Origin of the sequence: Modicisalibacter ilicicola DSM 19980 (assembly GCF_900128925.1) — a bacterium.
GTDB classification, from domain to species: Bacteria; Pseudomonadota; Gammaproteobacteria; order Pseudomonadales; family Halomonadaceae; genus Modicisalibacter; species Modicisalibacter ilicicola.
Genome location: NZ_FQUJ01000003.1, coordinates 356753 through 371888, shown reverse-complemented (window position 1 = coordinate 371888; position 15136 = coordinate 356753). Strand labels below are relative to the sequence as shown.

Annotated in this window: 14 protein-coding genes; 11 read left to right on the top strand and 3 right to left on the bottom strand. The window is 64.4% G+C overall.

Annotated features, from left to right (window positions below; genetic code table 11):
* Positions 1 to 90 precede the first annotated feature (90 nt).
* Both accA and tilS read left to right on the top strand, forming a co-directional pair.
* Entirely contained in the window at positions 91 to 1044 is a 954-nt protein-coding gene (accA, locus tag BUA41_RS04295; RefSeq protein WP_072820044.1) for an acetyl-CoA carboxylase carboxyl transferase subunit alpha, read from the top strand.
* 180 nt (positions 1045 to 1224) lie between these two features.
* The gene (gene tilS / locus BUA41_RS04290) at positions 1225 to 2499 is read left to right on the top strand and encodes a tRNA lysidine(34) synthetase TilS (RefSeq protein WP_072820042.1); all 1275 of its coding nucleotides are present in this window, start codon (positions 1225 to 1227) and stop codon (positions 2497 to 2499) included.
* Here tilS and ppx read toward each other — a convergent pair.
* The gene (gene ppx / locus BUA41_RS04285; protein ID WP_072820040.1) at positions 2478 to 4007 is read right to left on the bottom strand and encodes an exopolyphosphatase; all 1530 of its coding nucleotides are present in this window, start codon (positions 4005 to 4007) and stop codon (positions 2478 to 2480) included. The two genes, tilS and ppx, sit on opposite strands and share 22 nt — an antisense overlap.
* Positions 4008 to 4122: 115 nt before the next feature.
* Here ppx and BUA41_RS04280 point away from each other — a divergent pair, with 115 nt between their 5' ends.
* From BUA41_RS04280 to BUA41_RS04255, 8 genes are all read left to right on the top strand, one after another.
* On the top strand, positions 4123 to 4449 hold the full coding sequence (locus BUA41_RS04280) for a thioredoxin family protein (protein WP_072820037.1): 327 nt from the start codon (positions 4123 to 4125) through the stop codon (positions 4447 to 4449).
* A 382-nt stretch (positions 4450 to 4831) separates the two neighbouring features.
* Entirely contained in the window at positions 4832 to 6091 is a 1260-nt protein-coding gene (gene rho, locus BUA41_RS04275; protein WP_072820034.1) for a transcription termination factor Rho, read from the top strand.
* Positions 6092 to 6439: 348 nt separating this feature from the next.
* Positions 6440 to 7927 carry a 4-hydroxy-3-polyprenylbenzoate decarboxylase gene (gene ubiD / locus BUA41_RS04270; protein WP_072820032.1) on the top strand — a complete coding sequence of 496 codons (1488 nt, stop codon included), beginning with the start codon at positions 6440 to 6442 and terminating at the stop codon, positions 7925 to 7927.
* Positions 7928 to 7955: 28 nt separating this feature from the next.
* Complete coding sequence (locus BUA41_RS04265; protein WP_072820030.1) at positions 7956 to 8705, top strand: NAD(P)H-flavin reductase; 750 nt, start codon at positions 7956 to 7958, stop codon at positions 8703 to 8705.
* Positions 8706 to 8752: 47 nt separating this feature from the next.
* On the top strand, positions 8753 to 8878 hold the full coding sequence (locus BUA41_RS19565) for a hypothetical protein (protein ID WP_281247814.1): 126 nt from the start codon (positions 8753 to 8755) through the stop codon (positions 8876 to 8878).
* A gap of 54 nt (positions 8879 to 8932) precedes the next feature.
* Positions 8933 to 9067 carry a hypothetical protein gene (locus BUA41_RS19560; protein ID WP_281247813.1) on the top strand — a complete coding sequence of 45 codons (135 nt, stop codon included), beginning with the start codon at positions 8933 to 8935 and terminating at the stop codon, positions 9065 to 9067.
* Positions 9068 to 9386: 319 nt separating this feature from the next.
* Entirely contained in the window at positions 9387 to 10466 is a 1080-nt protein-coding gene (locus BUA41_RS04260) for a 3-deoxy-7-phosphoheptulonate synthase (protein ID WP_072820175.1), read from the top strand.
* An 8-nt stretch (positions 10467 to 10474) separates the two neighbouring features.
* Positions 10475 to 10990 carry a DUF3087 family protein gene (locus tag BUA41_RS04255; RefSeq protein WP_072820028.1) on the top strand — a complete coding sequence of 172 codons (516 nt, stop codon included), beginning with the start codon at positions 10475 to 10477 and terminating at the stop codon, positions 10988 to 10990.
* On the opposite strand, the gene ppk1 is transcribed toward BUA41_RS04255, so the two are convergent.
* On the bottom strand, positions 10991 to 13141 hold the full coding sequence (gene ppk1 / locus BUA41_RS04250; protein ID WP_072820026.1) for a polyphosphate kinase 1: 2151 nt from the start codon (positions 13139 to 13141) through the stop codon (positions 10991 to 10993).
* A 105-nt stretch (positions 13142 to 13246) separates the two neighbouring features.
* Positions 13247 to 14254 (bottom strand): porphobilinogen synthase, encoded by a 1008-nt coding sequence (hemB, locus tag BUA41_RS04245; protein ID WP_072820024.1) that lies wholly within the window; start codon positions 14252 to 14254, stop codon positions 13247 to 13249.
* Positions 14255 to 14466: 212 nt separating this feature from the next.
* Between hemB and elbB the strand changes: the two genes are divergently transcribed.
* Entirely contained in the window at positions 14467 to 15126 is a 660-nt protein-coding gene (gene elbB / locus BUA41_RS04240) for an isoprenoid biosynthesis glyoxalase ElbB (RefSeq protein WP_072820022.1), read from the top strand.
* Positions 15127 to 15136 lie beyond the last annotated feature (10 nt).

Below are 15136 nucleotides of genomic sequence, written 5' to 3'. Positions count from 1 at the left end.
CGAGTCAAGGTGCGATAATGCGCTGCAGATCAGGAGCAGGTTCTTAGGGCCGACAGCTTCAAGCTGCCTATTTCAACAAGCAGATACGCCATGAATCCCAATTATCTCGATTTCGAACAGCCGATCGCCGAGTTGCAGGCAAAGATAGAGGAACTGCGGCTGGTCGGTAACGACAGCAAGATCAACATCAGTGACGAAATCGACAGGCTCGAGGAGAAGAGCAAGAAGCTCACCGAGTCGATCTTTCGTGACTTGACGGCCTGGCAGGTGTCGCAGCTGTCGCGCCACCCCCAGCGCCCCTACACCCTCGACTATCTGGAAACCATCTTCAACGACTTCGACGAGTTGCACGGTGACCGTCATTTCGCCGACGATGCCGCCATCGTCGGCGGCGTCGCCCGTCTGGACGACCGGCCGGTGATGGTCATCGGCCACCAGAAGGGGCGCGACGTCCGCGACAAGGTGCGGCGCAACTTCGGCATGCCGCGCCCCGAAGGGTATCGCAAGGCCTGTCGCCTCATGGAGATGGCCGAGCGTTTCAAGATGCCGGTGCTCACCTTCATCGATACCCCCGGGGCCTATCCCGGGATCGACGCCGAGGAACGCGGCCAGTCCGAGGCTATCGCCTACAATCTTGCGGTCATGTCGCGGCTGAAGACCCCCATCGTTTCCACCGTGGTCGGCGAGGGCGGTTCCGGCGGGGCGCTCGCCATCGGCGTGTGCGACGAGCTGATGATGCTGCAGTACTCGACCTATTCGGTGATCTCGCCGGAAGGCTGCGCCTCGATCCTCTGGAAGAGCGCCGAGAAGGCCTCCGAGGCGGCTCATGCCATGGGTATCACCGCCGAGCGCCTCAAGGAGCTGGGCTTCGTCGATACCCTTGTCGAGGAGCCGCTGGGCGGCGCCCATCGTTTCCCGCAGATCACCGCCGATCGAATCAAGGAAGGGCTCCTGGCGAGTCTGGAGCGGTTGCAGGGAATGGCGACCGAGGAACTGCTTGAACGGCGTTACGAACGTCTGATGAGCTATGGCGCGCCAGCCTGATCGTATGGCGCCTGCTGCGATCGCCAAATCCAGCGTTGAAAAAGACCTCTAGATGCTCATTTATGCGCATATAAACTCCGCTCTGTCGGTCTTTTTCGCCTTGTCTTGGCCGCGCTCGCGACGCCGCTATTTCGATCAGGCCATTTGCTCGGGGATCCGATAGCTCAGGAGAGCCCAGCCATGTCGCTCCAGACGCTGATCGATGATGCCTTGGCAACGAAGCCCCCTGATAGGCCCGTATGGATCGCTCTATCCGGCGGGCTGGATTCCTGCCTGCTGCTGACCCTGGCGGTGTGTGCCGCTCGCCGGCGTGCCCGCCCCCTCTATGCCCTTCACGTGAATCATGCCTTGCAACCCGCCGCCGCGGATTTCGAGAATCACTGTCGTGTCCTCTGTTCGCGACTCGGGGTGCCGTTCTACGTCGAGCAGGTACGGGTCGAGCCTAGGGGGCAGGGACTCGAGGCGGCGGCCCGGGAGGCGCGCTACGCGGCGTTCCTGCGGCGGGTGAGGCGCGGCGAGACGCTCTGGCTGGCACAGCATGCCGACGACCAGGCCGAGACACTGCTGCTGGCGGGCTTGCGGGGCAGCGGCGTGCGCGGGCTGGCGGGCATGCCGCCGCGCCGGGAGTGGCGAGGCAGGCATCTGGTGCGCCCACTGCTTGCCTGCACACGTCGCGATCTCGAGCATGAGGCTAGCAGACAGGGTGTCGACTGGATCGAGGATCCGAGCAATGCGGATACCGCGCTCGACCGCAACTTCCTGCGCCAGGAGGTCATGCCGCTGCTGGCCGAACGCTGGCCCGAGGCTGCACGCTCGCTTGCCCGAAGCGCCCGTCTCGCCGGAGAGGCCGACCAGTTGCTCGACGAGCTGGCGGCCCTCGATCTCGTGGCGGCAGGGGGGGAGCCGGGCCGTCTGCGCCTGGTCTCGCTCCGGCAGCTCTGCGAATCCCGTCAACGGCTGCTGATTCGCCATGCCTGCCAGTGTCTGGGGTTGCCACCGCCACCGCTGGCGCGCCTGCAGGCCCTGCTATCGCAGCTCGACGCCCGGGGCGATGCCCGGGTGGCGGTCGTCTGGTCCGGCGCCGAGGCGCGGTGCTGGCGCGGCGGGCTGTATCTGCAATCGCCGGAGGTCGAGCCACCGACGGAGTGGCAATGCGAATGGGACGGCCGGCCTGGCCTGATGACGCCGGCGGGGCGCATCGAACACGGCCTGATGCCCGGCGACGGCAGGAGCGGGATCGCCTTGCGGCTGACCCTGCGTCGCGGCGGCGAGCGGATGCACGTGGCCGGACGCGGGCGCCGGGACGTCAAGCGACTGCTTCAGGAAGCGGGAATCCCGCCCTGGCGGCGTTCCCGGCAACTGCTGGCCTGGCAGGAAAACGAGCTCGTGGCGGTGCTGGGCGTCGCCGTGGCCCCGGGGTGGGTACAGAGCGATCAGGTCTCGGCCATGGCCTGATCGACACGCAGGGTGAACCCCGCAGCCTGCTGGTAGCGGCTCTCCTGCCGGAGGTCGTTGAGCAGCAGCGCCCGCTCCGCCAGCGTATCGGAAAGCACGAGGTCCAATGTGTCCCCCTCGGCGCTCAGGGTGAAATCCTGGATGGGCCCTTCAGGCCGTGAATGGTTGAGGATCACGGCCAGGCGCAGCAGTCGTGCCAGCCGGCCGTAGCGCAGTCTCGCCCCACGCGGCTGCGCCTCGAGGGCTGCCAGGGGAAACTTGCGCCGGTGGGCCAGCACCAAAAAGGCCAGCGCCTGCTGCTCGGGACGCGAGAAGCCCGGCAGGTCGGAGTTCTCCAGCAGGTAGGCGCCGTGGCGATGAAACTTGCTGTGCGAGACGGCCAGCCCCAGTTCATGGAGCTTGGCGGCCCAGATCAGGAACTGGCGCTGTTCGCTGCCAAGCTGCCAGGCCTCGCGTACCTGGTCGAAGGCGGCCGCGGCGCTGCCGGCAACGTTGTCGGCCTGGCGCATCTCGATGCCGTAGCGACGGCACAGGCCGTTCAAGGTCTTCAGGCGAGAGTCCTCGGCGGTATTGCGCCCCGCCAGGTCGTAGAGGACCCCCTCGCGCAGGGCGCCATCCGAGTAGCGCATGTGCGTCAGGTCGAAGGCCTCGAAGACCGCACAGAGGATCGCGAGCCCGGCCGGGAAGACCTTGGCGCGATCCTCCTTCAGCCCCTCCATGGCCACCTTGTCGAGCCGCTTGAAGCCGATGACCCGGTCGCGCAGGGCGTGCAACCCTTCCAGTCGAATCAGCCCTTCGGGGCCGTCGCCGCTGGCGGCAAGGATCGATGCGACCGCCTTGATGGTGCCGCTCGAGCCGACCGGGTCGGCCCAGCCCAGCTCCCGATAAGGACGGCGAATGTTGGCCAGTTCGGAAAGGGCGGCCAGTTCGGCCCGACGAAAGCGCTTTTCCGAGAGTTCGCCGTCGGCGAAGAAGCGCCTCGTGTAGGCGACACAGCCCATGTGCAGGCTTTCCAGGGCCAGGGGTTCGAAACGCTCGCCGATGATGAACTCCGTCGAGCCGCCGCCGATATCCACGATCAGGCGCTTGCCGTGCACGTCGGCCAGGGCGTGGGCCGCTCCCAGATAGATGAGGCGCGCCTCTTCGCGGCCGGCAATGATCTCGATCTCGTGGCCCAGCAGCGCCTCGGCCCGCTCGATCAGTTCACGGCTATTGCAGGCGTCGCGCAGGGCGTTGGTACCCACGATGCGCAGATGGGGCGAGGGTATGCCCTCGATGAAGGAGGCGAATTGCGCGAGGCAAGCCAGGGCCCGCTGCATGGCAGCTTCGTTCAGGACGCCATCGTCATCGAGGCCGGCGGCCAATTGCACCTTCTCGCCGAGCTTGGCGACCACCTGCAGCTGGTCATGCTGATAGTTGGCGACCAGCAGATGAAAGCTGTTGGAGCCCAGGTCGATGGCCGCGAGGCGGCGGGGTTCCGGTGCATCGGCATGCGGCATCCTGCTCATGCGCTGTCCCTGTGTTGATGATGCTGCAAGGGTGCTGGGCCCCGCAGAGCTTGTCAATCGCGCCCGGGCATCGTCCAATGGACGCTGCAATGGATGTGTCAAGCCGAGGAAGACGATGGCCGAAAAAGCCGTGAAATGGCTCTCCGATACCGCCCTGGAAGAGGTGCTCGCACTGCCCGGTGCTGTCCTGGTGGTCTTCACCGCCGCCTGGTGCGTGCCCTGCCAGACGTTGATGTCACGCCTGGAGCGGGTTCTGGAACGCCCCGGGATGCAGTGTCGTGGTTATCTCGTCGATACCGACCGCTATCCCGAGGCGGCCTTGAAATACAACGTACGCGGCATGCCCACGCTGCTGCTGTTCGTCGACGGGGACCTCGAAGCCTCGCGGGTCGGCGCCATCGACGAGGTGCAGCTCGAGACCTTCCTCCTCGCTGCCCCCTGATCCACCCTGCAATTCGAGTCATGTCGCGTTGACGACAGGGCTTGCGTTTGACGGCGGGCTTCACTAACATCGAGTCGTTCGCCTGTTCCGAATACTTTCCGATCGTTACGCGATCAATTTCCAAGTCGTCAGTAGCCCACTGATTCACCCTGCGATCGATCGCCTCGATCGACAACGGTTGAATGACATCAGGCAACAAGAACAGCACCTCCCTCGATGCCGATAGCGATCATGGTCTCCGCTGGAGCCGCCATCAGATGAGCCTATCCGGCGAGCGGAAACCCTCGGGCCTCTGAACGCATTGCGCGGCGCATCGACACCGCCTCCTGTCCTATTCCGGCGCACGCCGCCACGCTGACAAGAGCAACTTCTGAACAAACCGATGAATCTTACCGAACTCAAGCAAAAGACCGTGCCGGAACTGCTGGAAATCACCCAGCAGATGGGTATCGACAATCTGGCCCGTTCCCGCAAGCAGGACATCATCTTTGCCATCTTGAAGAAGCATGCCAAGAGCGGCGAGGACATCTATGGCGATGGTGTGCTGGAAATCCTCCAGGATGGCTTCGGCTTCCTGCGCAGCGCCGACAGTTCCTATCTTGCGGGGCCAGACGATATCTATGTCTCGCCGTCGCAGATTCGTCGCTTCAACCTGCGCAAGGGCGATTCCATCTCCGGCAAGATTCGCCCGCCCAAGGAAGGGGAGCGCTACTTCGCGCTGTTGAAGGTCAACCAGATCAACTTCGACAAGCCCGAAAACGCCAAGCACAAGATCCTCTTCGAGAACCTCACCCCGCTGTTCCCCCAGGAACGTCTGGTCATGGAGATCGGCAACGGCTCCACCGAGGATCTCACCGCCCGCATCATCGATCTCACCGCCCCCATCGGCAAGGGCCAGCGTGGCCTGATCGTCTCGCCCCCCAAGGCGGGCAAGACGCTGATGCTGCAGAACATCGCCACCTCGATCACCCGCAACAACCCCGAGTGCCATCTGATCGTGCTGCTGATCGACGAGCGCCCCGAAGAGGTGACCGAGATGTCGCGCACCGTGCGCGGCGAGGTGGTGGCCTCGACCTTCGACGAGCCACCGGCCCGACACGTGCAGGTCGCCGAGATGGTGATCGAGAAGGCCAAGCGCCTGGTCGAGCACAAGAAGGACGTGGTCATCCTGCTCGACTCCATCACGCGCCTGGCGCGGGCCTACAATACCGTGGTGCCGTCCTCCGGGAAGGTGCTCACCGGGGGTGTCGATGCCCATGCCCTGGAGAAGCCCAAGCGCTTCTTCGGTGCCGCACGCAACATCGAGGAGGGCGGCAGCCTGACCATTCTCGCCACCGCGCTGGTCGACACCGGTTCGAAGATGGACGAGGTGATCTTCGAGGAGTTCAAGGGCACCGGCAACATGGAAGCCCACCTCGACCGCAAGCTGGCCGAGAAGCGCGTCTACCCGGCGCTCAACATCCGCCGTTCCGGCACTCGCCGCGAGGATCTGATCGCCTCGGAAGACGAGATGCAGCGCATGTGGATCCTGCGCAAGCTGCTTCACCCGATGGATGATACCGCGGCGACCGAGTTCCTGATCGATCGCCTCAAGGATACCAAGACCAACCTGGAATTCTTCGAGGCCATGAAGAGACGTTGATTCTGCCCTGCTGCGCTCGACGATACGGCGTTGGAAAACGGCTTAAGCTACTCATTTACTAAAGTAAACTCCGTGCTCGCGCCGTTTTCCGCCTTGTCTCGTCTTCGCTCGCAACGGCCAGCTCTCAACGTCTTCTCTGAAGAACTCCAGCGCGAGCGGCGCCGAGGCCAGGTCGGCGCGAAGGTCCTTTTCCATGGATGGAAAAGGTAGCGCCCAGGGAGGGGTTTACAGCGCCTTCGCAAAGACCTGGCCTCGGAAAAGCCGCGTAGCTATAGCACCAGGCCAGGCATTGAAAGAAGGGGCGGCATGCTATGCTGCCCCTTCTGTCGTTCGGGAGATGGTAATCGCATGAAATACAAGGATTTACGCGAATTCATCGCGGGGCTGGAAAAGAACGGCGAGCTCACGCGCGTGACCGCCGAGGTGGATCCCTACCTGGAAATCACCGAGATCTGCGATCGTACCCTGCGTGCCGGCGGTCCGGCGCTGCTGTTCGAGAACGTCAAGGGCCATGCCATGCCGGTGCTCGGCAACCTGTTCGGCACGCCGAAGCGGGTCGCGCTGGGCATGGGCCAGGAGTCGGTGACGGCCCTGCGCGAGGTGGGGGAGTTGCTGGCCTTCCTCAAGGAGCCGGAACCCCCCAAGGGCTTCCGTGACGCCCTCGACAAGTTGCCGGTCTTTCGCCAGGTGATGAGCATGGGGCCCAAGACGCTCAAACGTGCCCCGGTACAGGAGGTGGTGCTCGAGGGCGACGCGGTCGATCTCGATCGCATCCCCATCCAGCACTGCTGGCCCGGCGACGTGGCCCCGCTGGTGACCTGGGCCCTGGTGGTGACCAAGGGGCCCCACAAGGAGCGCCAGAACCTGGGGATCTACCGGCAGCAGAAGCTGACCAAGAATCGCCTGATCATGCGCTGGCTGTCGCATCGCGGTGGCGCGCTGGACTTCAAGGAGTGGGGCGAGGCCCATCCCGGCGAACCCTTCCCGGTGGCGGTGGCACTGGGCGCCGATCCGGCGACCATCCTCGGTGCGGTCACCCCGGTGCCGGACACCCTGTCGGAATACGCCTTTGCCGGGTTGCTGCGCGGGTCGCGCACCGAACTGGTCAAGTGCGGGCACGCGGACCTCGAGGTGCCGGCCTCCAGCGAGATCGTCCTCGAGGGCTTCATCCATCCCGACGACACCGCGCCAGAGGGGCCGTTTGGCGACCATACCGGCTACTACAATGAAGTCGAGACCTTCCCGGTATTCACCGTCGAGCGCATCACCCATCGGCGCGATCCGATCTATCATTCGACCTATACCGGCCGCCCGCCGGACGAGCCGGCCATCCTCGGGCTCGCACTCAACGAGGTCTTCGTGCCGATCCTGCGCAAGCAGTTTCCCGAGATCGTCGACTTCTACCTTCCCCCGGAGGGCTGCTCCTACCGCATGGCGGTGGTCACCATGAAGAAGCAGTACCCAGGCCATGCCAAGCGGGTGATGATGGGCGTATGGAGTTTCCTGCGCCAGTTCATGTACACCAAGTTCGTGATCGTGCTCGATGACGATGTCGATGCGCGCCACTGGGAGGATGTGATCTGGGCCATTACCACGCGCATGGACCCGGCACGGGATACGGTGATGGTGGAGAACACGCCGATCGATTATCTCGATTTCGCCTCGCCGGTGGCGGGGCTGGGCTCGAAGATGGGACTGGATGCCACCGCCAAGTGGCCTGGCGAGACCGATCGCGAATGGGGAGTGCCGATCGGCATGGATGCCGAGATCAAGGCACGCGTCGATGCGCGCTGGGAAGAGCTGGGCATCGTCCTGCCCGGCGCGATGGATCGATGAATCGCTTCGACAACACAATGAGGACAGCATGACGGCAAGGACTCTGACCTGTCACGTGAGCGCGGTGGAGGATCTGACACCCGATGTCTTTCGCGTGCATCTCGAGGGCCGCGCGGAAGCGATGGCCCATGCCCCCGGGCAGTACCTGGAACTCAAGCTCGAGGAGGATATCTGGGTGCCCTTTTCCATCGCCAACGCCCATCGTGGCGATGGGACCATCGAGCTGCACATCCAGCATTGGCCGGAGCACGAGAATTCCCAGCGGCTGCGGGAGCTGATTCTCGATTCTGGAGTACTGACGGTGCGCTTGCCCGGTGGCGAATGCCGTCTGGACCCCGACAGCTCGCGCCCGCTGCTGCTGATCGCCGCGGGCACGGGCTTCGCGCAGATGAAGGCCTTGCTGGAAGCCGCCCTCGCCGCTGACCAGGCGCTGCCCGTGTCGTTCTGGTGGGCGGTGCGCGAGCGCCGGGACTTCTATCTCGAGAGCCTTGCACGAACCTGGGCCGAGACCCATGCGAACTTCAGCTTCCATGCGGTGGCCGAGACGCCGCTCGAGCCGGGGTTCGACAGCGAGCGGGTGACAGGGCATCAGGGACGCATCGACGAGGTCCTGGCGGCGAATCTCGAGAACGTCTCGGCGTACGATGTCTATCTGTCCGGCTCCCCGGGCATGGTCTATGCCTGTATCGATACCCTGAAGCCCTTGGGGTTGAATCCCGAGCGGGTATTTTCCGATGTCTTCACCTACGCACCCCGGGAGTCGTCACCCCACCCGTGACGCGCTAAGATGAGTGTCCCCTGATTTGATTCGAAGGAGACGAATGCATGGCGGAATACGATCCCAACTTCAAGGATAAAAGCGGCTTCATGGCACTCTTCCTGGGACTGGTGGTAGTGGTGGGCATGAGCGCACTGCCCGCGACCATTGTCTGGGTACAATATTTCGAGTGACGGTTGCCAACGCACGCTGGCCGTGTAGGATAGTAGTCAACCAAGGAGACACCCATGCAGCCTGCCCTTCATAGCCGACCCGTATCCGACGCCCAGCATGCGCTGGCGATGGTGCGTGAGTGCTACCGGGGCGGCTACTGGCGCTGGTTTAGCCGTGGTGCGCCCGGCGGTTCGGCCCAGACGAACTGAACCGAGAGGCGCATCCTGAACCAGCAGGGTTGCCTCCGTCCCCAAGCATCAACCCCCCGGTGGCAACCCACCGGGGGGTTTTTGTTGAAGGCAAGCACCACGCGATCCATCAAGGAGACTGGACCATGACCACCGCACTCTTCGCCTGCCGAGCTGAAGCAACCGGCTATCGTGACGAGGGGTATTGGCGATTTAACAGCGCCCGGTCGGTACAGTCTGCCGCCTCTGGCCGGGAACACATCGGTGGCCCACGACATTCCCGATGTAGCCCGCTGGGCTCATGAATCTCGCCCAGGCGAGCCGGCCAGGAAACAGGATGATGAACGCACAAGTGCCCAAGGTTGAAGCCGCTATCGAATCACGTCACCCCTCGAGTCGCGAGCGGGTGCTGCCGACCCCCGCCGAGCTGCGTCAGCAGCTACCCCTCGATGCCGAACTTCGCGCCCGGATCACCGCTCAGCGCCAGGCGGTGCGCGCCATTCTCGACGGTCGTGACGACCGCCTGCTGGTGGTGTTGGGGCCCTGCTCGATACACGATCCCGAGGCGGCGCTCGAATACGCCGAACGTCTTGCCGGACTGGCCGAGCAGGTGGCCGACCGCGTCCAGCTCGTCATGCGGGTCTATGTCGAGAAGCCCCGCACCACCGTAGGCTGGAAGGGGCTGGCCTACGATCCGCACCTGGACGGCAGCGACGACATGGCCCATGGCCTGGCGTTGTCACGTCGACTGATGCGCGATATCGCCGCCCTGGGGCTACCGGTCGCTACCGAGCTGTTGCAGCCCATGGCGGCTCCCTATTTCGAGGATCTGCTGAGCTGGGCGGCCGTCGGCGCGCGCACCACCGAGTCCCAGGTGCATCGCGAACTGGCCAGCGGGCTCGAGGCGGCGGTAGGCTTCAAGAACGCCACCGATGGCGGGGTAGGGGTGGCCATCGACGCCATGCATGCCGCGGCCCATCCCCAGAGCCATTTTGCCATGGATGCCCAGGGCCGGCCGATCATGCGCGAGACCCAGGGCAACCCGCACACCCACCTGGTGCTGCGCGGTGGCCACGACCAACCCAATCACGACACCGTCAGCGTCGCGGCCTGTCGCCGGGCGATGCGGGAGGCAGGGCTCGAGCCGCGGATCATGGTCGACTGCAGCCATGCCAATTCGCGCAAGGACCATCGACGCCAGAGCGAGGTGCTGCTGGACGTGCTCGCCCAGCGCCTGCGTGGCGATACCAGCCTGGTAGGCGTGATGCTGGAGGGGCACCTGCATGAAGGCAGACAGCCCCTGCACCCGGGAGCGCTGCGTTACGGCGTCTCGATCACCGATGCCTGCCTGGGATGGGAGGCGACCGACGATCTGCTGCGGCGCGCGGCAGAGCGCTTGCGCAACGGGTCGAATGAGTGACGGCAGGCATGGGTTTTCGCTTCGAGCATCACGACCCCGGGCAGTTTCGTCGCAAGTCACGCCTCATGGCGGTCGTCGTGACCGGGCAATTCATCGTCCTGGGAGTGTTGTTTTCGCAGGTGCTGACCGCCCGGTTCGGTTCGAGCCTGGGCATGAATGCGCTGGGGGTCCTGCTGGGTTTGCTGACGACCAGCGTGGTGGTGGCGGTGCTTCGCGAACGGCCCTGGCTGGCGGACCAGCGTTATGCCTGGGAGCTCAAGCATCACCTGGCCCGGGTCAGTGCGCATCTGTCGACACTTCGAGACGCCGGCCTGGAGCGCCACGATCCCCGCGCCCTGGACCTGCTGGCGTTCTATCACCAAGGCATGCAGCAATTGGCCGAACTCAATGGGCGCACCCCGGACGACGACAGCGAGCGTCTTGCCGAGCGCCTGCGGGTACGTCGGGTTCGCGAATCGCTGAACATGCCGGTAGAGGTCGACGGCCTCGATCCCGGGACATTGAAGGCCTTTCGCGAGGCGTAACTAAGGCTTGGCGGCATAGGCGTACAACAGTGTCTCCTGGGCGCTGATCGGCGCGGCATCGCCGGCCTCCTGCTTCTGATAGCTGCCGTCCTCAAGCAGCAGCCAGCTCTGGCAGTTGTCCACCAGGTAGGTCTCCAGGTCCTTGCGTACCCGCTGGGCGAGTTTCTTGTCGAGGATCGGGAAGCAGGTCTCCACCCGGTGAAACATGTTGCGCTCCATGAAGTCCGCGCTGGAGGCCCACGCCTCCGGTTTGCCATCGTTGTGAAAATAGAACACCCGGGTATGTTCGAGGAAGCGGCCAATGATCGAGCGCACGGTAATGTTGTCCGAGATGCCGGGCACGCCCGGGCGCAGACAACACATGCCACGGATGATCAGGTCGCACTTCACGCCGACCCGGGAGGCACGGTAGAGGGCGCGAATCAGGCGAGGCTCGGTGAGGGAGTTGCACTTGATGATCAGGTGACTCTTCTTGCCTTTCTCGGCAAGTCTGGCTTCACGATTGATCATCTCGACCAGGCGCTCATGAAGCACGAAGGGCGCATGCAGGAGGGTGGCGATGTTGCGGGGCTTGCCCATGCCCGAGAGCTGCTGAAAGACCCTGTGGACATCCTCGCAGAGCGTCTCGTTGGCGGTGAGCAGGCTGTAGTCGGTATACAGCTTGGCCGTCTTGGAGTGGTAGTTCCCCGTGCCGAGGTGAACGTAGTAGCGCAGTTCGCCCTTCTCCCGGCGCACGATATGCACCATCTTGGCGTGGGTCTTGTAGGCCATGACACCATAGATGACGATGGCACCGGCTTCCTGCAGTCGCGAGGCCAGGGCCAGGTTGTCGGCTTCGTCGAAGCGTGCGCGAAGCTCGATGACCACCGTCACTTCCTTGCCGTTGCGTGCCGCATCGACCAGGGCGCCGACGATCGGCGAGTCGGCGCCGGTGCGGTACAGCGTCTGCTTGATCGCCAGCACGTCGCTGTCCCGAGCCGCTTCCCGGAGCAGATCCTCGATCGGGGCGAAAGACTGGAAGGGGTGATGGAGCAGGATGTCGCCCTGGCGAATGGTGTCGAACAGGCTGCCCTCGGCGCGGAGTTCCTTGGGGAGCCCGGCGGTGAAGGGGCGGTAGAGCAGGTCGGGGCGATCCATGCTGCCGATCAAGGCCATCATGCGTATCAGGTTGACCGGTCCGTTGACACGGTAGAGATCCTGTTCCTCGAGCTCGAACTGCTTGAGCAGGAAGGCCGCCAGGTCATCGGGGCAGTTGTCCGCCACTTCCAGCCGCACGCCATCGCCGTAGCGCCTGGCCAGCAGTTCGCCACGCAGCGCCGAGGCCAGGTCGGAGACCTCTTCGGGATCGACGGCCATGTCGGCGTTGCGAGTCAGGCGGAACTGGTAGCAGCCATGCACCTTCATGCCGGGGAAGACTTCCTGGGCATGGGCATGGATCATCGAGGAGAGGAACAGGTAGTCGGCATAGCCTTCCCCGGCCAGCGCCTCGGGCAGGCGAATCAGGCGAGGCAGCGAGCGTGGCGCGGGCAGGATCGCCAGGCCCCCTTCCCGGCCGAAGGCATCCTGGCCTTCCAGCTCGACGATGAAGTTGAGGCTCTTGTTGACCAGCCGGGGGAAGGGATGCGACGGATCGAGCCCGATGGGGCTGATCACCGGCATGACCTCTTCCTCGAAGTAGTCACGGACCCACTCGCGCTGGGCATCGGTCCACTGGTTACGGCGCCGGAAGCGAATCCTTTGCGCTTCCAGGGCGGGCAACAGCACCTCGTTGAGGATCTGGTACTGACGCTCGATCTGGTCGTGGGTGATGCGTGCGATTTCCTTCAGCACCTGTTTCGGCGTCAGGCCATCGGCGCCGGTGTCGTCGCGCCCCAGCTCCAGCTGATGCTTGAGGCCCGCGACCCGAATCTCGAAGAATTCGTCGAGGTTCGAGGAGAAGATCAGCAGGAACATCAGGCGGTTGAGCAGCGGATGAGAGGCGTCAAGGGCCTGCTCGAGGACCCGGATGTTGAACTGCAGGTGCGACAGCTCGCGATTGAAGTAGAGCTCGGGTTCATCCAGCTCCGCCTCCGGCGAGGGGGTCGGCTTGGCATGAATGCCGGTGCGGGTACGGTTGACCCTCAGCGGTGGCGGAGAGGCGCCGGACTGCATGGGCGAGGCTCCCTGCTCCTCTCCGGCGGATGACTTCCTGGGATCGCGCGACTCTTCCATCACATGACTTCCCGAGTTGGACGAGGAGTGCCGCGCCTCGACGGGTTATTGATCGAGCAACTGGGCGGCGCGTTTGGCGAAATAGGTCAGTATTCCGTCGGCGCCGGCCCGCTTGAAGCACATGAGCGATTCGAGAATCACGCTGTCGGCATCGAGCCAGCCCTTCTCGAAGGCGGCCATGTGCATGGCGTACTCGCCGCTGACCTGGTAGGCGAAGGTCGGCACCGCCAGTTCCTGCTTGATGCGCCGGACCACGTCCAGATAGGGCATGCCCGGCTTGACCATCACCATGTCGGCGCCCTCGGCCAGGTCCAGGGCCACTTCATGCACGGCCTCGTCGCTGTTGGCCGGGTCCATCTGATAGGTGGTCTTGTCGGCTTTGCCGAGATTGCCTGCCGAGCCCACCGCGTCGCGGAAGGGGCCATAGTAGCGCGAGGCATACTTGGCGGAGTAGGCCATGATGCGCGTGTTGTGCAGCTGCTCCTGCTCGAGGATCCGGCGAATGGCGCCGATGCGACCGTCCATCATGTCCGAGGGGGCCACCACGTCGGCACCGGCTTCGGCGTGAGAGAGCGCCTGCTTGAGCAGGGTCTCGACGGTGCGATCGTTCTGCACGTAGCCCTGGGCGTCGAGGATGCCGTCCTGGCCGTGCACGGTGTAGGGGTCCAGGGCCACGTCGGTGATCACACCCAGTTCCGGGAGGCTCTCCTTCAGGGCCCGCACGCTACGCTGCACGAGCCCGCCGGCATTGTAGGCCTCTTCGGCCAGTTCACTCTTGTGTTGGGCATCGATGACCGGGAACAGCGCCAGGGCGGGGATACCCAGGGCGGCTACTTCCCGCGCCTCCTCGATCAGGAGGTCCAGGGACAGTCGTTCGACACCGGGCATCGAGGCGACCGCCTCGCGTCGCTGCTCGCCCTCCAGCACGAACACCGGCAGGATCAGGTCGTCCGGGCTCAGCGACGATTCGCGCATCAGGCGTCGGGAAAAGTCGTCCTTGCGCATGCGCCGCAGACGGGTGGCGGGGTACTGGCGTGAGATCAGCAGGCTCAAGTTCGTGTCTCCGGTCCGAGGGTCGCCGTCGCAAGCCTTGCCACTCTGCTTGGAGAATGTGGCAGCGCGATGACAGCGACGAGATGGTATTGGCTAGTATATCAAGCATGAGAGTGGCGAAAACGCCGGTGCCTTGTCGCACCCCGAAAGACGCTCTAGAGTGAAATTTCCATCATGTGGGCCCCTCCGGGGCCCGATGCGAGGAGAAAGGCATGAGCAAACAGGTGGCGGTTGTCCTGTCCGGCTGCGGGTTTCGAGACGGTTCGGAGATCTACGAGACGACGCTCACCCTGCTGCGTCTCGACCAGCTGGGGATCGTCTATCGCTGTTTCGCGCCGGATCTGGCCCAGCCCCAGGTCATCGATCATGTCAGCGGCGAGGCCCGCGAGGATGAAACGCGCAACATGCTGGTCGAATCGGCGCGGCTGGCCCGGGGTGAGATCGAGCCCCTCGAGGCACTGGATGTCGGGGGCTTCGATGGCGTGATTCTGCCCGGGGGCCAGGGAGTGGCGAAGAACCTGTCGAATTTCGCCGAAGCCGGCGCCGACATGACGGTTCTGCCGCTGTTGCGCGACAAGGTCGTGGCCTTCTTCGAGGCCGGCAAGCCGATCGGCTTGATGTGCTACTCCTCGCTGTTGGCGCCGCGCCTTCTGGACGTCACCATCCCGGTGACGGTCGGTCACCATGCCCAGATCGCGGGGGCCATCAGCAGCATGGGCGGTCTGCACAAGAGCTGCCGTGCCGACGAGGTGGTGGTGGATCGCGAGCATCGCGTGGTGACGACCCCGGCCTTCATGACCGCCAAGGGCCTCGCCGAGGCGGCGACGGGCATCTTCAAGCTGGTCGACAAGCTCGATGAAATGATGAAGTGAGCGCCGGCCA